Raw genomic sequence first — 23,550 nt, 5'->3', positions numbered from 1 at the left:
TTTTTAACAATGCACGTTCTATAAATGAGCTTTTATTTAAGGGCAATAATAAAAAACCGATGAATGTACATTCATCGGTTAAGGTATGCCTAGTTGACCCTACTGATTGTAAAACATCCAAGACAAACGATAAGCGTCCTTTCCGTGCCAAAATCCATATAGGAGAAATAACCACAGTTTGTTTTTTTATCAATTTTCAATAATGTGAATGGCGTTGGTACAAGACTATTCGAAACGGTCAGCGCTTTCCCATTCTCACAGCTGTATAGATAATACTGATCCTGTGGTGGTGGCGTCCCCCCTTGCAACGCGAAGTTTAGTTCTACGGTTTCTCCCTCACTTATCACGATAGGTTCTTCTTGAGTTTCAAATGATGGTGCAGAGGCGAAGATCACATACTCCCCCGCAGGAAGTTCCATAGAGTACGTTCCATCCGGACCAGTTGAAACCTCTGCAACGATTTCGTCATTTCTTCTCGCAGCAAGTGTTGCACCTACAATTGGATCACCCGTTCTCTCACTTGTAACCCGACCGATTAACTTACCAGGGTTTACTGCACTGAGAACAAAATTAACGGTACGATCGCTACTAGGCGTTAACGTAACAACTTTCGTATCAGGTGCAAATCCAGGCAGTGTAGCCACTAACGTCAAGGTTTCTGCAGGAAGATAACCGATCACATATACGCCCTCTCGACTCGTTATCCCTCTGCCTACAACGTTTCCATTGCTATCGAATGCCGTCACACCTACATCGTTTAGGACATTTCCGTCAGTATCTGTTACATTTCCTCTGACGATGGAAGGATCACCTGTTAATAAGAAGTCGATGGTTGTTGTTTCCCCCGCTATAATCGTCATCGCTTTTGCATTAGAATCACACCCGATTGCAAGAGCCCTAATTGAGTACCTGCCAGGAGCAAGACCCTTTATAAGGTAAACACCACTTCCATCTGTAAGGGTGTTCGCGATTGGTACATTGTTATCATCTAGAACGATGACAGAAACACCTGAGACAAATTGAGATGTGTCCATACTTTTTACTCGACCTGTAACAGATCCAGGATTAGATTGTAAGGCGAAATTGACTTCTTCAGTTTGAAGAGGTTCACCAGTAAACCCTTTTGCGGCAGATGCATATTGCTCATTTCGAACAACAAGGGCATATTCACCAGGGTCAAACCCTTCGATTAAATAATTTCCACTACTGTCCGTCTGCGCTCTCTGTAGGAAACCACCACTTGACGTCACCAAACGAACAAGAACGTCTTCAATTGGCAAGCCTGTTGTAGCATCAGTCACATTGCCTCTGACGTTAGATGGGAGCGGAAACAGTCCAAGGTTCTGAACAACCATCTGATTCGGTCTTATTTCAATAGACGCTAAATCACTTCCAAGACCGGCTCCAAAGCCCACCACGGTGTAGATAGCTGGAGTTAGCCCTTTAATGGAATACTCTCCATTGTCATTCGTAAGCGTTGATGCGATAAGTTCACCGTCTGGACTCAACCATCTTAATTCGACAGAAGCCCCTGAAACTCTCTCTTTTGTTTCCTGATTGATGACAATACCACTTAGGCTTCCTGGAGATGAGCTAAGAGCTAAATCCAAAGTGGTTCGTTCGTTGCTTTCAACGATTGCACCCCCAAGCTTTATGCCATAATCAGGGTGACTCACGATCACCTCATAGACGCCGGAACGAATATCTGCAGCAAGATACTGCCCATCAGATTGTGTGAGTACGGTGGCAATGACTGTTCCACCATCATTCAGCACTTGTACGTTTGCGTTTGAAACAGGCAAGCCAGTTGCTTCGTCAGTAATAACCCCACTAATACTACCGGGGTTAGGTGTTAATGCAATCGAAACTTCTGACACTTCGTTTTCAACCACATTCACGCCCGTTGTGCCGGTGCCAAACCCATCTCGGGAGGCAGTAACGACCTGAGGTCCCGGTGGTATATTATCAACGGTGAAATTGCCGTCTTCGTTTGTTAACCCGGTGGCAATCGTTATATTGCTCGCATCTTTAATCGTGATTGAGGCTCCGGCAATACCTGTGCTCGTTTCCATATTTGTGACACTTCCACTTACAATACCCGCGTTCTTGAATAATGTGATGGTTAACTCACTTACCTCTCCAGATGCAACAGTCACAGGCACTGCTTTCGATTGGTATCCGTTAGCACTAATGCTTACAAGGTATTGACCAGGAGGTAAATCACTAAAGCTAAATTCACAATCCGGTGTTGCGACAGTTGATTGAAGGAGTAACCCTTTCTCATCAAGCAACCTGATGCCTACTGAGTCTGAATCTATTTGGTGACCTGCATCATCTTGAAGCTTACCAAAGATCGATCCTGTTGTTCTTTTTAAGAAGAAATCAACTGTAGTGGTTTGATCAGGCTCAACGATCGCTCCCGCTGTCTTCCTCGCATATGACGTTTTAAACACGGATACGGTATAACTACCTGCTGTAAGCCCATTTACTAAATAACTCCCACCGGTAGTAGAAGTGGTTGTAGCAACAACTTGACCGTTGCTATCGAGGATGTTGATGTTAGCTCCTACAATCGGAGCGCCTGTATCTTCATCAAACACCATTCCAGAAACACTTCCAGGATTATTTCTAAGCACGAAATTAGCCGTTCGGTTTTGGTCTGCCATAAGGGTTAACCCTGTTGATGCACCGCCTACATCTGGAGCAGACGTTGCTGGAGCAGAAGCTAAGATTCTGTAGGTACCAGGTCGCAAGCCTCCTATCGAGTAAAAGCCGTTCTCATCGACAGCACTTATACCGATGACAACACCGTTAATGTCGATGATTTTAACGACGGCATTCTTGAGCGGCTGGCCATTTTCATCCAACACTGTACCAGATAAGCTCGCTGGATTACTCGTAAGCGATAAATCTGTAATTGTTGTCTCATTTGGTGAAACCGTACTACCAGTTGAATTTTCTGTGTAGCTTACAGCATTGGCAACAATGGTGTAGCTTCCTGGCACAAGTCCAGAAATTGTATATTCACCTAAAGAATTGGTAATAACCGTAGCAATCGGAACAATATCCTGAGCAACAAAGGCGGTGACCTCAGCTCCAACCAACCGAGTATTGGTTTCTGCATCGACAATCGTTCCTGTAATACTTCCAGGATTTGATTCCAAATTTAAATTCACGAGTTCGGTGTTACCTGAAGTGACGATGACCCCGACCTCTTGTGTCTGAAAATCTGGGTTTCTCGTAACGATTCGATACTGAAGTGCGGCAAGTTCAGTAAACTGATAAAACCCGTTCTCATCAGTATTTGTTGTAAAAACTAACATTCCGTCTTCATTATATAAATCTACAGATATACCAGAGAGTTCAAGCCCAGTATTAGCGTCTTTTATCGTACCTTGAATGGCGCCCGGATCAGGTACTAATCTGATATCGACTGTCTTGGTTTCACCACGACCAACTACCGTCGTAGCTTCTGCTGCACCAAAATCATCCGCGAATGCAACGATCGTATACGTACTTGCTGCTAACGTGTTCACGATGTATTCACCATTAGCATTCGTAATCGTAGTGGCTACGATTGGGCCACTTGGAGATTGTTCGTGAACAACAATCGTACTTCCTGAAATGGGGTCACCGGTGTTGAAGTTCGTTATTCTTCCAGTGATCGTACCTGGGATAGGCGACAGAGCAAAGCTTAGTACAGATGTTTCATTCGAAACGATACTGAAACTAGCAGTCCGGCTCGTAAAACCTTCTGCAGCAGCGACCGCCTGATAATTTCCTGGGGTTAATCCCTCAGTAAGAAACTGCCCTGAGTCATCTGACGTAACAATTGCGATTTGCTCTCCGTTTTCATCGATTAAGGTTATAGCAGCTGCTATTGCTTCTCCTGTATCGATGTTCGTAATATAACCTGTTAAGAAGCCAAGACTCTGGTCAAGTTCTATCGTTAAACTCTTCACTTCACCTGGTTCAACTACCGTTGTTAAGGATCGCGCACCAAAATCTGAAGCAATAACGCTTACGACAACAGATCCAGCTGGAATGTTTTCTACAATATATTCGCCGTCTAACCCTGAAGTAGAAGTTGCGATTGGTATTCCCTCTGAAGTAGTAAATGTTAGAACAGCACCGTTAATGCCGTCTCCTGTAGCAGAATTGATGATTCTACCTGTAATCGTAGCAGGGAGTAGTTGAAGCGGAACCGTAATGGTTTCTGTAGCTCCAGCAATAACATCAGCACTCACAGTGTTTGCAGAATAATTAGGGGCTGTCGCATTAATTTTGTACTGACCAGGATTGAGCGCATTTATGAAAAATGATCCATCTGAATTTGCTACAAAGGATTGTAGCAATGCTCCGCTAACACTAAATAATTTGATTCCTATATTATCTCCTGTAATAAGGTTGCCATCTTCATCTACCACTGAACCAGATATATTACCTACTAAACTTTCAAGAACGAGGTTTGCTACCGTATTTTCATTGCTCGTTACGAGTGCTCCAACAAATTCGGTAGAGAAGTTCGGTGCTGTCGCGGTTACCGTATAAGAACCAGGAGCGATACCCCCTACCAAAAACTCGCCAAACTCATTCGTGGTTAACGTTCTGACTTGAGTATTGTCAAAGGTACGAATAATGACGGTAGCACCGGATATTGCATTTCCAGAAGGATCTACGACTTGCCCTACGATTGTGCCTGGATCTGGAATCAACACAAAATTGGCATCCGTTACAATTTGGCCGGGATCTAGCGTAATACCACCCGTAGTTGATGCAAAATCTTGTGCACTGACAACGACTGTAAAAGAGCCAGGTGGAAGATTCGAAATGACGTATTCACCAGATTGGTCTGTCGTTCCGGAACTTAACACACTACCGTTTAGATCGATGATTTGAACCGTGGCGCTTGATACTGGCGTACCGTCAGGATTAGTAATAACACCGCTAATTTGAGAAGGATTCGGTACGAGCGTTAAATCTACAAATGTTATTTCATCAGCGACCACCGTAGCACCAGCTGTAGAAACACGGTAATTCGAAGCAGTTGCGGAAAGTATATATTGCCCCGGCAGCAGGTTATCAAAAGTAAAATCTCCAGCTTCATTAATGAGCGTCGAAGCAACAAACAGATCATCTGCTGTTCTGAGTGTAACTGTTGTCCCATCAACTAAAGGCGTAACAGTTCCTGAAATACTTCCTGGATTACTTTCCAAACTTTGGTTCACTACCGTTGTTTCATTTGGCTCAATAATAGCACCAGCAGAAGATGACTGGAAGCCTGATGCAATTGCTGTAACTGTATAGTTTCCTGGTGCTAAACCATTAAACACATACATTCCTTCTGAGTCAGTTAGAATTGTTCCAACTAAAAGTCCCTGAGCGTTGACGATCCTGATCGACACATTACTAAGTGGATTTCCCGAAATGTCTGTAATCGTTCCAACAATATTACCTGGTGCAGGAGTAAGTTCAATATTTACCACCTTTAATTCTCCAGGCAAGAGCGAAACCGTTGCTGAATTCGTTTGAAAATCGGTCGCACTAGCTATGATGCTAAAAGTACCAGGTGTGAGATCGTTAACTTCATATTCGCCATCTAGATTAGTAAAAGCAGTTGTTACTAAAGATCCTGCTGCATCTATGATCTGGATTTCAATCATAGACCCTGTGATCGGAAGTCCGTCTTCAGCATTTATGATTGTTCCTGAAACACTCGAGGGGTTAGGGAGCATCGAAAAGTCAACGATTGTCGTTTGATCAGAAACGATGGTTGCACCTTTGAATTGGCTTTGAAAATCTTCTGCTTGAGCAATAATCGTATAGTTACCAGGTGCTAATCCTAGAGCTGTGTATGCTCCCTGTTCATTTGTAACGGCTTGCGTAATTTCGGCACCAGTTCGATCATCACGAATGTTAATGACGGCCCCAGATATCGGATCACCACTCGATGTAAGAACTGTACCTGTTACCGTTCCTGGGTTTGGTAGAAGTGTAGCGTTAGCTTCTGAGATTTCATTCTCAACGACAGAAGCTCCTACGGTTTCAGTAGAAAAGCCAGTTTTTGAGACATTTAGTGTATAAAACCCTGGGCTGAGATTATTTATTTTATATACACCGTTATTATCTGTTGTAGCAGTAACGACGTGGACATTGTTGAAGAAAACTTCTACTATTGCACCTGAAAGTGTGTTGCCGTTGTTATCTGTTATTGTTCCAGCAATTCCACCTACAAGCTGATCGAGTGCCACATTCAATTCAGTCGTCTGATTCGATACGATTTTCGTACCGACTGTCAATAATCCGTAACCGCCACTCACAAATGTCACGCTGTACATTCCTGGAGAGAGGTTTTCTACTTGATAGAACCCACTACCATCTGTCAAAGCTGAGGCGACTGTCACTCCCCGAGCATCAACAACTTGAACAGTCGTTCCCTGAAGAGGATCTGATGTAGTTGCATCTGTTACTGTTCCTTCTAGAGCACCAGGGTTCGATATTAGTTCGACATTCAGGGTTTTCGTCTCCCCAGCCTCTACGTTAAAACCAACTACGGAAGTTCTATAGAGATCTTTACTTACTCTTAATTTGTAATCTCCAGGTGCTAGATCACTAATGGCATAAGCTCCTGATGCATTTGTGACTGCTCTTCCGATTGTCGTCCCAGCAACATTCAATACCTCTACCAACGCTCCGCTTATAGGGTCGCCCGCTTCATTTGTCACGGTTCCCTGTACGTTTCCTGGGTTTGGCTCAAGTACGAAATTCGCAGTTGACGTCTTATTTCCCTCAACAATTACCCCTTTTTCAGCTGATTGGAACCCTGTAGCGCTTACAACTATCGTATAAGACCCTGTTTTTACAGAAGGAAAGCTATACTCTCCGCTCGCGTTCGTAGTTTTTTCATCGATGACATTCCCGGCTGAATCAATGAGTAAGACGGTTGCGTTAGCGATTGCTCCCCCAACAGAGTTTGTAACAGTTCCTTCAATGCTTCCTGGAAGTTCAGTTAGAAATACGTCTTTCCTGGTAATTTCACCTGAAACGACGTTCACTGATTGTATATTCGTTATGAAATCAGGTTTGGAATATTCAATCGTGTAGGAACCTGGGGGAATTTCATTTAGAGAGTACTCTCCTCTATCATTGGTCGTCGTTACCCCGATTGTAGTCGCGCCATCTTTTAGCTCGACAACCACGTCAGCCAGTGGAAGACCGTTCGTATGATTCTTAACAATACCGGTAATTCCTCCGGTGCTTGTGACGTCAATCGTTGTCGTGACAATATCGGATAAGATCCTAGCACCTGTATTCCCATCGGTACCTATGGCCTTTGCTCTTTCTAAGACTCGTTCACCAGCTGTAGTAAAATATCCACTAACTTCGAAATCTAGTACAGCCGTTTCACCCGGTGGTAATACCCCTATCTCCCAACTTAGTGTGTTTGTATGTTCATTAAAATATGGCTTACCTGTCGAGCTGCTAGTTATGGAGAATCCGCTCACTAAATCAAACTTAATGACATCTTGTAGCTTAACGGTTGCCGCTTTACTTTGGCCCGTATTTTCAAGGACCAAACGAGCGCTGTACGCCGCTTCATCTCCTGCATTCACAGTAGTAGGGCCGCTTAACAGTATTTTCTGTAGATCAAGTTTTGCTTTCACATTGGTATCTTCTACTGAAATTGGATCAGAAAAAGCATTTGTAAACTGGAAACCTTCAGAAAACCTTAAGGAATCTTTATTGTAGTTATTGGAGTTTGTTGAGGTGAACGATATTAGCTGTAGTGGTGTGTTTTTAGTTATGTTTAGAAAATCAAATAGCGTGGCAGCAGGTATAAAAAAGTCTAGAAAAACATTTTCATTTCCTCCAAATGTTGTACCTGCTGGCGTAATCCTTGCTATATCAAAATTCACGATAGGCTGGGAGAAGTTTGGCTTACCTCTGCCATCTGTACCTTCAGCAGGATCATTCCATGAGTTTACTTCCTGTTTCGTATTCTCTATCAGAACAAGCTCACCACTCATACCATCAACGGCTAAAAGCCACTGGTACGTTCCCGCTTGTCCTCCAGTATTAATCAAAACCCCCCAAGCGAAATTTTGAAAACCTGTTTTCTGTCTATTTCGCGGATCATCGTTCAAACGTAATCGGAAGTAGACGTTTTTATCGTCGTACGCTATGCCAAAAGATGGATTCGATGAGTTACCAACCAAATCTACTGCAGCTGGAGATTCATCACCAGTAACGTCAAAATAAAAACTCGAGCCTAATGGGACAGATGTATATTGACTATCATTTGGAAAAGACACTATATTTCCTCCTTAGTATTCACTCTTAATAGGTTTATGTGTAAGTCAGATAGATGTAGTGGTTGATAGACCCATAAAAACTATTAATTTCCATTCTTGTCCCGATTTGACCAAGCCTGTTTTTTCGCATCAATATTTGTAATGCTCGAGAAAACGACAAAAAAACACCCGAACAATAGTTATTCGAGTGTTTCAATATGTATGTTATTAAAATGGTGGCCCCGAGAGGAATCGAACCTCCGACCTGCGGTTTAGGAAACCGTTGCTCTATCCCCTGAGCTACGGGGCCGAATGGTACTTATTATACAATAAAAGTCGGTGTAAGAAAAGTAATAGCGCGGCTACTATCTAGCCGCGCATTCCGTACATTTCCCCCAATTGATCGTTTACTCTGTTATCCAACTTTTCATGTATGATTCATCCTCATACTCTTTCGCCTGCTCGATTGTTTTGAGCGGTCGGAATGTATCGATCATAACAGCAAGCTCGAGCGTTTCTTTTTTGCCGATGCTTCCTTCGATCTTACCTGGATGAGGACCATGAGGAATCCCAGATGGATGCAAGGTAATCGAAGCTTCTTCAATCCCTTTACGACTCATAAAATTCCCTTCTACATAATAAAGCACTTCATCACTGTCGACATTACTATGAAAGTAAGGTGCTGGGATCGACTCTGGATGATAATCGTATAATCTTGGCACAAATGAACAAACAACAAAATTATGCCCCTCAAACGTTTGATGAACTGGTGGTGGTTGGTGAATACGTCCCGTTATCGGTTCAAAGTCACGAATGTTAAACTTCCACGGATAAAGGTACCCATCCCATCCAACCACATCCAGAGGATGATGATCAAACACATGACGATGCAAGCTGCCACGGGCTTTTGTCACGACCTCAAAGTCACCTTTCTCATCATACGTATGAAGTCGTTCTGGTCCACTAATATCCCGCTCACAGAATGGACTATGTTCCATCAACTGACCATACTCGTTTCGATACCGTCGAGGCGTTGTGATCGCGCTAGTTGCTTCGATGACGAGCCAGCGATTTTGATTATCTTCTGGAATAACCCGATAAATGGTTCCAATAGGAATCAACACATAATCCCCAGGTTCGTAGCTGATCTCACCAAACATCGTTTCGATTTTACCAGTGCCATGATGAACAAAAAACAACTCATCTCCGTCGCTGTTCCGGTAAAAGTAATTCATGGTTTCAACGGGATTCACAACCCCGATCAACACATCCTCATTCCCCAGGAAATAACACCTATCGACAACAGCATCTCCCTTTTTGTCGTATGCTGCGGTTCGGAAATGGCGATGTTGTAATGCTCCTTGCGCTTCATACTCCGGAACAGCATCCTTTAGGTAGTCTGCTTCCTTCACAGCAGTAGGAAAATGATGATGGTAGAGGATCGATTGGATACCTGAGAATCCTTTTGTCCCCATCACCTGTTCTCTATAAAGTGAACCGTCTTCTTTCTTAAACATGGTGTGCCGTTTATGAGGCAGCTCTCCCATCTTTTGGTAAAAAGCCACTCTTACTCCTCCTCTCCAACAACATTAGTAAGGCTGCCAAGATGAGTAATGGAGAGTTCCACTCGATCACCAGGCTTTAACCATTCCCGTCCAGTTTGTTCAAGAATACACCCACTGCCAACAGTACCAGAGCCAATCACTTCTCCTGGATACAGTGTGACATCTTTCGAAGCTCGTTCAATCAATTCCCCAAATGAATAGTACATATCTTTTACATTTCCCGCGGAATACCGTTCTCCGTTCACAAATGCTTCCATTTTTAAATCGATTCCATTATCGTGCAGCGGTAATTCATCAGCTGTGACAAGGTAGGGGCCGAATGATGTTCCGAAATCCTTGCCCTTCGCAGGACCAAGACCGACCTTCATTTCCTTTGCTTGAATATCACGCGCACTCCAATCGTTCATAATCATGTAACCAAAAATGTACTCCTGTGCTTCACTAACTTTTATATTTCTACCTTCTTTACCTATGACACAAGCAATTTCGAGTTCATAGTCTAGTTTTTTACAGCCTTGAGGAGGAAAGATAGAATCTTCTGGCCCTTTTACAGCGTGATGATTCGTAAAGTAAAAGACAGGGAACTCGTACCATTCGGGTACTACATCAAGGCCTCTTTTCCCTCTAGCTGTGACTACATGTTCTTCAAATGCATAAAAGTCTCTAATGCTTGCAGGACGAGGGAGAGGCGCTTTTAGTTTTACATTGGAAAGGTCATATCCTTCAGCTAACTCTAATTCTTCAATTGCATTGTTGCCTTTAATGAACTCGAGAAGATCTGAAGCATTGTGTAAATCGTAAACTTTTTCACCTTTTAAGATACCCGCATGTTCTTGACCCTGTCTTTCATACGTGACGAATTTCAAAGTCCTCAGCTCTTTTCTTCAGCCGTTGTTTTTCTTTTTAGCGTAAATGTATCTGTGGTCGCTCGCGTATACTCCTGCCCTGCGAGTCGTCCGACAGGTTTCAGCAGTGCAGTATTGATCCTTCCGTCCTCATATAGCTCATCGCGCACATGAACCATCACTACTTTCCCTATTACGAGACTTCCTGCACCTTCATGATCGCCAAATTCAACGATTTGATCTAGTACGCACTCAAGCTGCACATCACTCTCTTTTACTCGTGGTGGTGTGATAAGGTCACTTTCGATTTTCGTTAGTCCTGCTTCTAAGAATTCGTCTGTTCCGTGAGCGAATGGTGTTGCACACTCGTTCATCGGCTCAACGATACTTTCACCTACGATGTTGATGACGAACTCTTTTGTTTCTTCTATGTTTATAAGCGTATCTTTCTTTTCGCCCTCTCCCGCTTTACGCATAGGAGCGAAACAAACCATCATAGGATCCGCGCAAATTCCAGTAAAAAAACTAAATGGCGCGAGGTTCACTCGTCCACTACGATCCATACTAGATACAAATGCGATTGGACGAGGAAGGACGGATCCAATCAAAAGTTTGTAAGCATCTTTCCATGCAAGGGAATCTGGTTGAAGGTTCATATCGGCAACTCCTTTACTATCATTTTGGCGTGATTATAAGTTGCCCCTTCGTTCCTGCTCTCGCTCAATTGCCTGGAACAAAGCCTTGAAATTACCCTCACCGAACCCTTTTGCACCTTTACGTTGAATGATTTCAATGAAAAGAGTTGGACGATCAACAACAGGCTTCGTGAAGATTTGAAGAAGGTAACCTTCATCATCTCTGTCTACTAAGATCTTCAGTTCACGGAGCTTGTCGATTTCTTCATCAATCTCTCCTACACGTTCTGTTAATACGTCATAATAATTATCTGGTGCTTCAAGGAACTCGACACCAGCATTTCTTAATTTACCTACTGTTGTAACGATGTCATTCGTTAACACAGCAATATGCTGGACACCAGGACCATTGTAGTAATCCAAGTATTCTTGAATCTGAGACTTCTTTTTACCATTGGCTGGTTCATTGATAGGGAATTTAATTCGACCACCGTTATGCATTACTTTAGACATCAATGCTGAATATTCTGTGCTAATGTCGTCATCATCGAAGTGAATCATTTGTTTGAAGCCCATCACATTTTCATAATAGGAAACCCATTCTTCCATCGATTCCACATTTCCTACGCAATGATCGACACCGAGTAGTCCTGTTGTTTCAGAAGGTATATCACCTTCAAACTGTTTAAATCCTGGCATAAAGACACCTTCATAATCTTTACGCTCCACTAATGTATGGATCGTATCGCCATATGTACCAATAACGGCGATTTTCACTTTACCGAACTCATCATTATATTCTTTAGGAGGACTAAGCTCGATCGCTCCTCGCTCTGCAGCTTCTTTGTAAGCCTTTTCAACATTCTCCACAGTAAGAGCAATATCTTTTACTCCATCTCCATGTAGTTTGACAAAATCTGCAATTGGATGTTCATTTGAAAGAGCGCCTGTTAGAACGAGTCGAATATTATTTTGTTGAAGGACGTAAGATACTTTCTCGCGATCACCTGTTTCAAGTCCTGAATAAGCTACTGGTTTAAACCCGAACGCCTTACAAAAGTAATGACTTGATTGCTTAGCATTACCGACATATAGTTCAAGATAATCGACATCATGCACTGGGAAAAAGTCTGCGGTATCCTGTTGGCTAGTATTCAACGTTTGTTCCTGCACATAAACCCCTCCAATATTTGTTAGTCAACCAGCTTAAACGTAAATCTTTTTCCCTAACCTTTCAAGAGTATCTGTTAAAGCCATAACGCTTTCCTGTATTGGTGTGAGTGACGATTTCAATGCAAATTTCTCTTGAACTCACCATTTTTCTTTTCAAAGAAATGTGAGAGAGGATAGATCGTCATACTTTGAATGATGAGAGACAACAACACCGCTCCAAACGTAATGGAGAGGATATCACTATCTAAAGACCCTTTATCTGACTCTAAACTAAGTAATAATGCGACAGACATCGTTCCTCTTATGCCAGACCATGTTACAAGTGAGATGTCTTTCCAATCAAATTCGTTTCGCCATGCCTTGAACATGTTCACAATTCCAGCTAGCACAAGGAATCGAATGATAATCGAAGCTACAAACACACCAGTGATAAATAACCACTTGTCGATTACAAAGTAATTTGTCGTTTCAATACCGATCAGTAGAAAGATCAATGCTAGAATACTCGGCTCAACAACTTCCCAAAAGCTGTTTAAGGATTCTCTGAAGTGTGCTTCTTTTATTAATCGATCGAGCTCATACGATAGCACGCCCCCTGCTGCTACAACGGCAAGAACTCCTGATACACCAAGGCCCTCCGCTACATAGAAACTTCCGTAAGCAAGAACGATGCTTAACATAACCTGATACTGTCGATGATGCGTCAGGTGAATCGCTCGACATACGAGATAGCTAAAAATCGCTCCTATAGCAATTCCTCCGATCGATACGAGAATGAAATCATAGATAAAAGAACTGAGAGAAAACGTTTGACCCTCTAACAACATACCAGCGATTACAGTGAAGAGAACGATACTTGTGCCATCGTTCACCATCGATTCACCTTCCACCACATTAGCAATCTTGGGATCTTTCGAAGAGCTTTTTAATATAGAAACAACAGATACGGGATCTGTCGGTGTTAAGATAGAAGCGATTAGCAAAGCTCCCACAAATGATAAGGATATGAACGGACCGCTCATCACATACACGACTCCTCCTAGAAGGACAGAACTCGCTATGATTCCGATTGTACTTAACATAGAAATAATTCCTGCATGCTTTCTGAGATGATCGAATGGAAACTGATAAGCTGAAATAAACAGAAGTGCCGGAAGAAACCATTCGAATATAATTTCTTTCGTAATATGTACAGACTGAAAGTAGGGAACAAAAGACAAACTAACCCCAATGAGCAAGAGCACTAACGGTGCCGGAAAATTCTTTTGTTTCGTATCGATTGTATAGACCAAATAACCGATAAATAACAGGATTAAAATATGATGAGATCCCATTTTTCCACCCCTTTCCATAACGATTTTTCCCCTTCTATCAGATATAAAACGAGCAGGTTTTTTTTACCTTTAAGACGATGGTTTTAACCCTGTCCACAGTTCTTGGTCTATGCTACAATTATCTTTGTCTATAAAAAGAGAGCAAGATCTGGTTAGCATAGGAAACGACGGAGGAGGATACGTATGAACCAGACCCCATTTATTGCCGTCGAAGGCCCGATCGGTATTGGAAAGACCTCTCTATCCCAAGCTATTGCTGATTATTATCAGTTTAAACTGTTTCAAGAAATCGTAGAAGAGAATCCATTTCTCGGTAAGTTCTACGGCAACATTGAAGAGTGGAGCTTCCAAACCGAGATGTTTTTTCTTAGCCATCGATACAAACAATTAGAAGATATGGATAAACACTATCTATCCAATCAACGTCCAGTCATTTCTGATTACCACATTTTCAAAAATAAAATCTTTGCCCAACAGACACTTAGTGACAAGCACTTTTCTAAATATATGAAAATCTACGATATTTTAACCGAGGGCATGCCTGAACCGAACGTTATCATCTATTTGAATGCGAGCCTCGAAACGTTATTGAATCGCATATCACAAAGAGGTCGTCAAATTGAAAAAGATATTGACCCTTCATACCTTAAGCAATTATCAGCTGACTATGAACGGTTTATGCAGGAATTCGAAGCGCATCACCCTGATATTCCTGTTCTCCGGTTCAATGGCGATGAGATGGACTTTGTTGCAAATGAAGAAGATTTGCAAACCATTTTTGAATCCCTCGAACTAACATTGAAAGAAGGAGACCCTGTATGAATCTTAGAGAAAAATACAACATCCCTCAGGACGCCGTCATTACGATAGCTGGTACTGTTGGAGTTGGTAAATCCACTATTACAAGTTCACTAGCAAATGCCCTGCAATTTAGAACCTCACTTGAAAAAGTTGATAATAACCCGTACCTAGAGAAGTTCTATCATGACTTTTCTCGTTGGAGCTTCCACTTACAGGTCTACTTTTTAGCTGAACGCTTCAAAGAACAAAAGAGAATGTTCGAATATGGCGGAGGCTTTGTACAGGATCGTTCCATCTATGAAGATACTGGGATCTTTGCAAAAATGCATTATGAAAAAGGAACGATGTCGAGCGTTGATTATGATACGTACACGAACCTTTTTGAATCCATGGTGATGACACCATTCTTCCCACATCCTGATCTAATGATTTATCTTGAAGGATCTTTCGATGATGTCGTTGATCGTATCAAGGAACGTGGACGCCCGATGGAGCAACAAACACCGACTGAGTATTGGGAAGAAATGTACCAGCGCTATAATAACTGGATCGATAGCTTCAATGCATGTCCAATCCTCAGATTGAACATCAATGAATATGACCTTGTTAACGATCCTTCTTCCGTAGAGTTAATCCTAAAACGGATCGAACAAAAATTTAATCAGATTCCTTTGTTAAGCAGATAACAAATAGAAAGGAGCTATCCGATCACGGATAGCTCCTTCTTCATGTTAAGAAAAATTACACATAAAAAAAACCGCTGTCGTAGACAGCGGTCATATAATCTCCAAATTATATGCGCGTTGGTAGTTCAATTAGTTAATATGGCGGAGGAAGAGGGATTCGAACCCCCGCGGGCCGTTAAGCCCCTGTCGGTTTTCAAGACCGATCCCTTCAGCCAGACTTGGGTATTCCTCCGTAAATATGTTGCTAACTAAATTGTTAACTCGGTGACACGAATAATATCTTATCACCCGTAAAGTACAAAGTCAACAGAATCAATAATATTTTTATTTTTTTATTTAAACAGGGGGATTTCTCCCCCCTAATGTCTTACTTCAGAACTTCACGACCGCCCATATATGGACGCAGAACTTCTGGTACGATGACTGTGCCATCTTCTTGCTGGTAATTTTCTAGAATTGCAGCAACGGTTCTTCCGATCGCAAGACCAGATCCATTCAACGTATGAACAAATTCAGGTTTTCCGTTCTTCTCTCTACGGAATCGAATGCCTGCTCGACGTGCCTGGAAGTCTTCAAAATTACTACAAGAAGAGATTTCTCTGTATGTTCCATAGCTTGGGATCCATACTTCGATATCGTATTTCTTAGCAGCTGTAAAGCCAAGGTCTGCTGTACACATGCTCATAACACGGTAAGGAAGCTCCAATAATTGAAGAACCTTCTCAGCATGTCCTGTAAGCTTCTCAAGCTCGTCATAAGAATCCTCTGGCTTCACAAAACGAACGAGCTCTACTTTGTTAAATTGATGCTGACGTATCAATCCTCTAGTGTCTCGACCTGCAGATCCTGCTTCAGAACGGAAACATGCGCTGAATGCCGTGTAAGCAAGAGGAAGATCAGCAATATCAAGGATTTCATCACGGTGGAAATTTGTAACAGGAACTTCAGCCGTTGGAATCAAGAAGTAATCTTCTTCACGAATCTTGAAGGCATCTTCTTCAAACTTAGGTAACTGTCCTGTTCCTGTCATGCTCTCGCGATTCACAAGGTAAGGAGGTAGAATTTCCTCATATCCATGTTCAGACTCATGAAGGTCCATCATAAAGTTAATGAGTGAGCGCTCAAGGCGTGCACCTGCTCCTTTATAAAAAGCAAATCTGCTTCCAGTCACTTTAGATGCGCGTTCAAAATTAATGATATTTAAATCTGTTGCAATATCCCAGTGAGGCTTCGCTTCAAAAGAGAACTCTTTTCTCTCACCCCATGTACGTGCTTCCACGTTATCGTCTTCCGTTTCACCAACTGGTACGCTTTCATGTGGAATGTTAGGAATATGGAGAAGGATTTCTTCAAGCTCACCTTCTACACCACGTAGCTCTTCATCGAGGGTTTTAACCTCGTCACCAACTTCACGCATCTCTTTAATCAAATGATCAGCATCTTGTTTTTCACGCTTATATTCTGCGATCTTCTTTGAAACTTCATTACGTTGCCCTTTAAGTTCCTCAGACTTTGCAATAAGGTCTCTCCTACGCTGATCAAGCTCTTCAAAACGATCTAGACCCACAAGATCTTCGCCACGTTTTGATAATTTTTCTTTCACATCATCAAAATTCTTTCGTAGATACTTTAAATCAATCATGTCTTTTCCTCCTTTTTTACGATAAGCGCCGTTTAGGAATACAAAAAAGCCCTCATCCCCTGGAAAGGGACGAGAGCTACCCGCGTTGCCACCCTGATTGCAGACAATTGCCTGCCTCTTAACAGAATAACGGTCTGCTCCGAGAAAGCTTACTGCATTCAGCTTTCTACTCAGGGATGGATTCACAGGGTTCAACGATCGATTCTCACCAGCCATCGACTCTCTAAGCATTGAACATCTATTACTAATTCCCGTCAACGTTTTCGTATATCATGTATCACAAGCAGAGTTTTTATGCTCCGCTTCCTAGTACGTAATAATTTACACGAAATTTTACTCGGTTGCAAGTCCTTCTTTCTTGAAATCAAGGACCATATCGATAAATAGCTGATGCATCCGGTCATCATCCGTCAACTCTGGATGATACGCACACGCAAGGAAGCGTCCATCACGTGCTGCAACAATTTTATCATTAAACGTCGCAAGGACTTCTACACCTTCCCCGACTTCTTCAATATAAGGAGCTCTAATAAAGACTCCGATAAAATCTTCGTCTAGTCCTTCAACTGTTAATGGTGCTTCAAAGCTTTCACGTTGACGACCGAAAGCGTTACGTTTAGCTGTAACGTCCATAACGCCAATATGAGAGTCAGCCATACCATCGATACGCTCTGCAAGAAGGATGAGTCCTGCACATGTACCGAAGATCGGCTTCTCAGCAGCAAAAGCTTTCAAAGGCTCGAGAAATCCATATTGATTGATTAAACGACGCATAGTTGTACTTTCACCACCTGGCAGCACGAGGCCATCGAGATCATCGAGCTGCTCAATGCGTTTTACAACAACGATTTCCGCTTCTTTTGTTTGTAATGCTTTCACATGTTCTCGAATTGCACCCTGCAGTCCGAGGACTCCAACTTTCACCATACTGCTTTCGACTCCTTTTATCTATATCTAAGTAAGACCCCCACCTCAGTTGCCCAGGTGGGGGTGATTTTAATGAATTACCAGCCGCGTTCCTGCATGCGTTCAGTAGGCTGTAGTGATGAAATTTCGATACCTGGCATTGCGATACCAAGGTTTTTAGAAATCTTTGCAATCAATTCATAGTCTTGATAGTGAGTTGTTGCTTCTACGATCGCCTTCGCGAACTTCTCTGGGTTATCTGATTTGAAGATACCAGAACCAACGAATACACCGTCAGAACCAAGTTCCATCATTAGTGCTGCATCCGCAGGAGTTGCGATTCCGCCTGCAGCGAAGTTAACAACTGGAAGACGTCCAAGCTCTTTAATTTGAAGAAGAAGCTCGAATGGCGCTTGAAGGTTCTTCGCTTCTGTCATTAGCTCATCTTCAGACATGCTTGAGATTTTACGGATTTGGGATTGAATAAGACGCTGATGACGTACAGCTTCAACAACGTTTCCTGTTCCTGGCTCACCCTTCGTACGAAGCATTGCAGCACCTTCACCTACTCGGCGTAGTGCTTCACCAAGGTTGCGAGCACCACAAACGAAAGGAACAGTGTACTTACGCTTATCAAGGTGATATTCTTCATCAACTGGAGTCAATACTTCACTCTCGTCAATATAGTCAACACCCATTGATTCAAGAACACGTGCTTCAACAATATGACCGATACGGCATTTTGCCATTACTGGGATCGATACTGCGTTTACTACGTCTTCTACGATAGTAGGATCAGCCATACGAGCTACCCCGCCTGCTGCACGAATATCGGATGGAACGCGCTCAAGTGCCATTACAGCAACTGCACCAGCTTCTTCTGCAATCTTAGCTTGTTCTGCGTTCACAACGTCCATGATGACGCCGCCTTTTTGCATTTCAGCCATACCACGTTTTACGCGATCTGTACCTGTTTGTTGATTCATCTATATTCCTCCCATATTTATATTAGATTATCTATACTTTTTAAAAACACCTACATCAAACGTTTCTATTGTAACATTTTTTCAAGCCTTGTCCTATCGTCTACCCTTTGATTTCCTAAAAGATTTTAAAAAATACTCTCCAAATCTGCATTTGAAGAGTATTCTCACCTTATTTCCTGAAAAATATTAGCTGAACAGTCCTTTAACAGCTCCTGCTGCACTGCTCCAGATGCTTGAGAAGAATCCGCCGATCGCTCTCATCGTAAGTGTAAACCATCCGGCTTTCTCAACTGAATCAGTCGTTACAAGAGATACAGAAGAACCTTTTTCACCAGTGATATATCCAAGTTCTTCACCAGTCGCCTTGAGCTCGATCCGTCCGACTTCCTCTCCATCTTCAAGCGGCGCCGTTAATTCACCATCTTCAGTGAGTAGTTCATCGTTCAGCTTATAGCTCGTTTCATAAGCTTTTTCTGTTCCGTTCTGGACGATCGCATTGAACGATTCTCCAGCTGCTACTTCTACTTCTTTTTCTTTACCTTTTACAACGCTTATCGTGGAATCCTTCTCTACTTGATCACCTTTACTGATGATTGTTTTAGATTCAAAGTTATCAAATCCATAGTTAAGTAGTTTTGAAGCCTCTTCAAAGCGTGCTTCGTATGAATCTGTCTTCATCACCACTGAAATCAGGCGCATATCTCCTTGCTTCGCTGTACCCGTGAACGCGTATCCTGCAAGATCAGTCGATCCTGTTTTCAATCCGTCGATTCCTTCCACAGGATACTTATTTGAATACACAAGTGAAGGAAGAAGCCAGTTCCAGTTTTTCATTACGATCTCGTCATCAGTGCCTTCACGGAAATTCTTTACTGGAATACTTGCAGTATCAAGAACTTCAGGATAGTCCTTGATCAAGTGGTATGCAAGAAGTGCAGTAGATCTTGCAGACATCATGTTTTCTTCGTTCGGTTCACCAGCAGGGTGATTTCCTCGAAGATCTTTGTTATTTAACCCAGAGCTGTTAACGAAACGGTATTCTTTCAATCCCATTTCTTCTGCTTTTGCGTTCATCATCTCAACGAATTTTGCTTCAGTCCCTGCAACATGTTCTGCAAGTGCCATTGTTGCAGCATTAGCTGAATAGATCGCCATCGCTTCATAAAGTTCTTTTACTGAATACTGTGCGTCTGAACGAAGAGGCACATTGGAAAGACTTCTGTTTTGAGAAAGAATATGTATATTCTCGCTAATGCTAACTTTATCGTCCCAACTAATCTTATTATTGTTAATTTGTTCAAGTATTAAGTATTCTGACATCATCTTCGTCATACTTGCAGGTGCGAGCGTTAATTCTGGGTCCTTTTGATAAAGGATCTTTCCAGAGTCCGCATCGACTAATATCGCTGCTTTTGCGTTAATATCTGGTGCTTCAGCAGCTTCTGCATTGCTACCTGAACCGAATGTTCCTGCTAAAAATAATACAATTGCCATAGTCAAAATCATGGCTTTAAAACCAAGGTTTTTCAACCCTTACACCTCCAACTGAGTCTCACATAACCGCTATTTTATCATAACTAAAATTAAAAAAATAGATAGAGGAAAGCCCCCTATCTACTTTTCTAACGTATTTAGTTTAATTTGTCACAGACATGATAAAACTTCCATCGAAAGTACTATCAAACGGAATAATTTGGCGCTTCCTTCGTCACTTGAACATCATGTGGATGGCTCTCACGAAGACCTGCTCCAGTGATTTTCACGAATTGGCTATCTTCTCGTAAAGAATCTAGCGTCCTTGTTCCACAGTACCCCATACCAGAACGAATTCCGCCGAGTAGTTGATGAATCGTATCACCTAGTGGGCCTTTGTAAGGAACGCGTCCTTCAATACCTTCAGGGACAAGCTTAGACATATTTTCCTGGAAATAACGATCCTTACTGCCTTTTTCCATAGCTCCAATTGAGCCCATGCCTCGATACACTTTAAACTGTCTGCCTTGATAAATCTCACGTTCACCAGGGCTTTCATCTACACCTGCAAGCAGACTTCCTAGCATCACTGCATGTCCACCAGCTGCGATTGCTTTAACGATGTCTCCAGAGAATTTGATTCCTCCGTCAGCAATAATACTTACACCGTGCTTGCGTGCTTCTGTCGCACACTCATAAACTGCCGTAACTTGAGGAACACCTACACCAGCGATAACACGAGTCGTACAGATCGATCCTGGTCCAATTCCTACTTTCACTACATCTGCCCCAGCTTCAATAAGAGCTTTCGTTCCTTCAGCTGTCGCAACGTTACCTGCAATGATCGTAAGCTCTGGATACTCTTCACGAATTTCACGAACCTTATTAATAATTCCAGCAGTGTGACCATGTGCTGAATCAAGCACGATTACGTCAACACCTGCTTCAACGAGCTTCTTCACACGCATAACAGCATCAGCTGTGTTTCCAACTGCAGCACCTACTAGAAGGCGTCCGCGGCTATCTTTAGCAGATTGAGGAAACTGGATAACTTTTTCAATATCTTTAATGGTAATCAGCCCTCTTAGCGTGCCATCGTCATCTACTAGAGGTAGCTTCTCAATGCGATGTTGTTGAAGAACACGTTCTGCTTCTTTAAGTGTCGTGCCAACAGGAGCTGTTACGAGATTTTCTTTTGTCATAACTTCTTTAATCTGAATCGAATAATCTTCGATAAAACGTAAATCTCTGTTCGTAAGAATTCCAACTAACTTTCGATCGTCATTTACAATCGGCACACCTGAAATTCTGTATTTACCCATAAGGTGTTCTGCATCGAATACTTGATGCTCTGGTGTTAAGAAGAAGGGATCAGTGATAACGCCACTCTCTGAGCGCTTCACACGGTCAACATGCTCTGCTTGATCTTCAATAGACATGCTCTTGTGAATAATACCAAGACCGCCTTGTCGAGCCATTGCTATAGCCATAGGAGCTTCTGTCACAGTATCCATACCTGCACTGATAATCGGGACATTCAGTTTTAAGTTCTCGGTTAGCTTTGTTTCTACAGATACTTCTCTTGGAAGCACATCAGAAAAAGCCGGCGTTAATAATACATCATCGAAGGTTAACCCTTCTTTTGCAAATTTTGTATCCCACATCCCTTTCGTCCTCCTCTAATCGGTCTTATCGAAAATTTATTAGTAGCTTATCAATTGGTTAAACTAGTGTCAAGAAAGATTGAATAAGTTTGAATTATCAAACAAGGAGGATACTTATGAGATACACTGAACCATTCAATACATCCTGGCATGCGTTTCACTCTTCTACTTATGTTCAACAGTATCTCAATAAATGCTATTCTAAGTTAGGTTTTGATGATGCAGAGAGGAAAAGTTACGATAATTGCTATCGTTTTATGTACTTTATGGAATATGGAGATCGTTACTTTAAACATGCTCATCTAGCTGATACCGAATTGAAGCCAATCCTTCTGTTTTATGGAATGATTCAGCTGTTAAAGGGATGCTTACTGACACTTGATCCAAATTACCCTAGTGATACACTCGTATTAGCTCATGGAGTAACCTCAAGAAAAAGGAAGAAGCGTCAGTACTCATTCCTCCAGGATGAAGTGAAAGGACAGAAGAATGGTTTATTCGAATATTTTTCAAGGAAAATGTTTCATGTGAAACAGGTCGAAGGAGAAAAGTATCAAATGAACGATCTGCTAAGCTTAATTCCTGAGATAGCCCCTCTTATTAAACAGCTATCTGAAAAAGTGACGAGCTTTCGATTAACTCCTACCAACGCCAACACCTTTACCGTTTCTTCACATATATTAGATACGTTAAATATGACCACTGATCGTTTTGAAAGCTATCTTAACCAACAGTTGCCTGTAGAGGTTACTACCGTTTCTTCTAGTGAACGTGGAGTTCTTATGATTCACTTTGATGGCGACCTATCTAGGCTCCACTCACGCCCAATGTTATCTTGTGGCCAAGACCTATATCTTCCTGCAAAACGATCACAATATCATTCTATCCATGAGGTTATGGTTCATTACCTCCTCCTTTATAATCTCAGTATGATCTGTCGCTATGAAACAGAATGGTGGGGTGATCTCTTTCATACAAGAGAATCCAACGACTTACCTTTCATTCTAGAATTCCTTGATATTGCAGCGGAAAAGGTTCCTTTGCTGCTTTATGAGTATTTGATGGAGAGGATTTAAGGTGAAAAGGTGGAGTGTTGTATGATTTAGTGCTCTTTGTGCGTGTTTCTTTGAGGATGGAGAGGGCAGAAAGTAGCGGGTTTATCATTTTATCGGCGATATTTAGCATATATCAGCGATATTCTCGTTTTATCAGCGAAATCGAGATTATATCAGCGAAAAGGGCACTTTTTTCGGCGATATGTCGTTTTTATCAGCGAATCGTTAATTGTAATAAATGATTAGTCAAAGGAACATTCAGACAGTACACGGGAGAGGGGGAACTTGCAGGATATCCGCGAAACCGTCTTTCCAACCATAGATTACACAAAACCACATTCAGACAACACAAAAAAGCCAGAGGCTTAACCTCTGACTTCTCACTTGCCTAGCGACGTCCTACTCTTGCAGGGGGAGAGCCCCCAACTACCATCGGCGCGCGAGCTTAACTTCCGTGTTCTCATACGGGGCGCGATAAGCGGCGAACTTCTTCG

Annotated in this window: 14 protein-coding genes, 2 tRNA genes and 1 other annotated feature; of the genes, 3 read left to right on the top strand and 13 right to left on the bottom strand. The window is 42.2% G+C overall.

Annotated elements, in window-relative coordinates:
- Positions 1-89: 89 nt before the first annotated feature.
- From LCM09_RS20505 to LCM09_RS20475, 7 genes are all read right to left on the bottom strand, one after another.
- Positions 90-8,312 (bottom strand): carboxypeptidase regulatory-like domain-containing protein, encoded by an 8,223-nt coding sequence (locus LCM09_RS20505; protein WP_224885602.1) that lies wholly within the window; start codon positions 8,310-8,312, stop codon positions 90-92.
- 213 nt (positions 8,313-8,525) lie between these two features.
- Positions 8,526-8,601, bottom strand: a tRNA-Arg gene (locus tag LCM09_RS20500).
- A gap of 97 nt (positions 8,602-8,698) precedes the next feature.
- Positions 8,699-9,838, bottom strand: a complete 1,140-nt coding sequence (locus tag LCM09_RS20495; protein ID WP_224885610.1) for a homogentisate 1,2-dioxygenase — start codon at positions 9,836-9,838, stop codon at positions 8,699-8,701.
- Between the two features lie 20 nt (positions 9,839-9,858).
- Positions 9,859-10,722, bottom strand: coding sequence for a fumarylacetoacetate hydrolase family protein (locus LCM09_RS20490; RefSeq protein ID WP_224885600.1), 864 nt, complete (start codon positions 10,720-10,722; stop codon positions 9,859-9,861).
- A 5-nt stretch (positions 10,723-10,727) separates the two neighbouring features.
- The gene (locus LCM09_RS20485; RefSeq protein WP_224885598.1) at positions 10,728-11,357 is read right to left on the bottom strand and encodes a flavin reductase family protein; all 630 of its coding nucleotides are present in this window, start codon (positions 11,355-11,357) and stop codon (positions 10,728-10,730) included.
- 33 nt (positions 11,358-11,390) lie between these two features.
- A complete protein-coding gene (gene hppD, locus LCM09_RS20480; protein WP_224885596.1) occupies positions 11,391-12,509 on the bottom strand; it encodes a 4-hydroxyphenylpyruvate dioxygenase in 1,119 nt (372 codons plus the stop codon).
- Positions 12,510-12,625: 116 nt separating this feature from the next.
- Positions 12,626-13,861 carry a cation:proton antiporter gene (locus tag LCM09_RS20475; RefSeq protein WP_224885594.1) on the bottom strand — a complete coding sequence of 412 codons (1,236 nt, stop codon included), beginning with the start codon at positions 13,859-13,861 and terminating at the stop codon, positions 12,626-12,628.
- A 165-nt stretch (positions 13,862-14,026) separates the two neighbouring features.
- On the opposite strand from LCM09_RS20475, the gene LCM09_RS20470 reads away from it, so the two are divergent.
- Both LCM09_RS20470 and LCM09_RS20465 read left to right on the top strand, forming a co-directional pair.
- Entirely contained in the window at positions 14,027-14,665 is a 639-nt protein-coding gene (locus tag LCM09_RS20470) for a deoxynucleoside kinase (RefSeq protein ID WP_224885592.1), read from the top strand.
- Complete coding sequence (locus LCM09_RS20465; protein WP_224885590.1) at positions 14,662-15,330, top strand: deoxynucleoside kinase; 669 nt, start codon at positions 14,662-14,664, stop codon at positions 15,328-15,330. Before LCM09_RS20470 ends, LCM09_RS20465 begins: the two co-directional genes overlap by 4 nt.
- Before the next feature lie 139 nt (positions 15,331-15,469).
- Here the strand turns inward: LCM09_RS20465 and LCM09_RS20460 are convergent.
- The 6 genes from LCM09_RS20460 to guaB form a co-directional block, all read right to left on the bottom strand.
- Positions 15,470-15,562, bottom strand: a tRNA-Ser gene (locus LCM09_RS20460).
- 135 nt (positions 15,563-15,697) lie between these two features.
- The gene (serS, locus tag LCM09_RS20455) at positions 15,698-16,972 is read right to left on the bottom strand and encodes a serine--tRNA ligase (RefSeq protein WP_224885588.1); all 1,275 of its coding nucleotides are present in this window, start codon (positions 16,970-16,972) and stop codon (positions 15,698-15,700) included.
- Positions 16,973-17,034: 62 nt separating this feature from the next.
- Positions 17,035-17,239, bottom strand: a binding site (T-box leader).
- A gap of 66 nt (positions 17,240-17,305) precedes the next feature.
- A complete protein-coding gene (gene pdxT, locus LCM09_RS20450) occupies positions 17,306-17,899 on the bottom strand; it encodes a pyridoxal 5'-phosphate synthase glutaminase subunit PdxT (protein WP_224885585.1) in 594 nt (197 codons plus the stop codon).
- A 77-nt stretch (positions 17,900-17,976) separates the two neighbouring features.
- Positions 17,977-18,864: a pyridoxal 5'-phosphate synthase lyase subunit PdxS gene (gene pdxS, locus LCM09_RS20445; protein ID WP_224885583.1), complete on the bottom strand. Its 888-nt coding sequence runs from the start codon at positions 18,862-18,864 to the stop codon at positions 17,977-17,979.
- 186 nt (positions 18,865-19,050) lie between these two features.
- Positions 19,051-20,358, bottom strand: a complete 1,308-nt coding sequence (locus tag LCM09_RS20440; protein WP_224885582.1) for a serine hydrolase — start codon at positions 20,356-20,358, stop codon at positions 19,051-19,053.
- A 185-nt stretch (positions 20,359-20,543) separates the two neighbouring features.
- A complete protein-coding gene (gene guaB / locus LCM09_RS20435) occupies positions 20,544-22,001 on the bottom strand; it encodes an IMP dehydrogenase (RefSeq protein ID WP_224885580.1) in 1,458 nt (485 codons plus the stop codon).
- A gap of 116 nt (positions 22,002-22,117) precedes the next feature.
- Between guaB and LCM09_RS20430 the strand changes: the two genes are divergently transcribed.
- The gene (locus LCM09_RS20430) at positions 22,118-23,077 is read left to right on the top strand and encodes a YaaC family protein (RefSeq protein ID WP_224885578.1); all 960 of its coding nucleotides are present in this window, start codon (positions 22,118-22,120) and stop codon (positions 23,075-23,077) included.
- The last annotated feature ends 473 nt before the right edge of the window (positions 23,078-23,550 follow it).

It is taken from the genome of Guptibacillus algicola (genome assembly GCF_020171805.1).
Classification (GTDB): domain Bacteria; phylum Bacillota; class Bacilli; order Bacillales; family Guptibacillaceae; genus Guptibacillus; species Guptibacillus algicola.
The sequence above is the reverse complement of the archived record's forward strand: the minus strand, read 5'-3'. Positions and strand labels throughout refer to the sequence as shown.

What these genes read in the sequence shown, in the direction of transcription:
- LCM09_RS20495 (WP_224885610.1), bottom strand. Translation starts at nt 9,838, where the DNA reads ATGGGAGAGCTGCCTCATAAACGGCACACCATGTTTAAGAAAGAAGAC.
- LCM09_RS20485 (WP_224885598.1), bottom strand. Translation starts at nt 11,357, where the DNA reads ATGAACCTTCAACCAGATTCCCTTGCATGGAAAGATGCTTACAAACTT.
- LCM09_RS20475 (WP_224885594.1), bottom strand. Translation starts at nt 13,861, where the DNA reads ATGGAAAGGGGTGGAAAAATGGGATCTCATCATATTTTAATCCTGTTA.
- LCM09_RS20470 (WP_224885592.1), top strand. Translation starts at nt 14,027, where the DNA reads ATGAACCAGACCCCATTTATTGCCGTCGAAGGCCCGATCGGTATTGGA.
- LCM09_RS20465 (WP_224885590.1), top strand. Translation starts at nt 14,662, where the DNA reads ATGAATCTTAGAGAAAAATACAACATCCCTCAGGACGCCGTCATTACG.
- serS (WP_224885588.1), bottom strand. Translation starts at nt 16,972, where the DNA reads ATGATTGATTTAAAGTATCTACGAAAGAATTTTGATGATGTGAAAGAA.
- pdxT (WP_224885585.1), bottom strand. Translation starts at nt 17,899, where the DNA reads ATGGTGAAAGTTGGAGTCCTCGGACTGCAGGGTGCAATTCGAGAACAT.
- pdxS (WP_224885583.1), bottom strand. Translation starts at nt 18,864, where the DNA reads ATGAATCAACAAACAGGTACAGATCGCGTAAAACGTGGTATGGCTGAA.
- LCM09_RS20440 (WP_224885582.1), bottom strand. Translation starts at nt 20,358, where the DNA reads ATGGCAATTGTATTATTTTTAGCAGGAACATTCGGTTCAGGTAGCAAT.
- guaB (WP_224885580.1), bottom strand. Translation starts at nt 22,001, where the DNA reads ATGTGGGATACAAAATTTGCAAAAGAAGGGTTAACCTTCGATGATGTA.
- LCM09_RS20430 (WP_224885578.1), top strand. Translation starts at nt 22,118, where the DNA reads ATGAGATACACTGAACCATTCAATACATCCTGGCATGCGTTTCACTCT.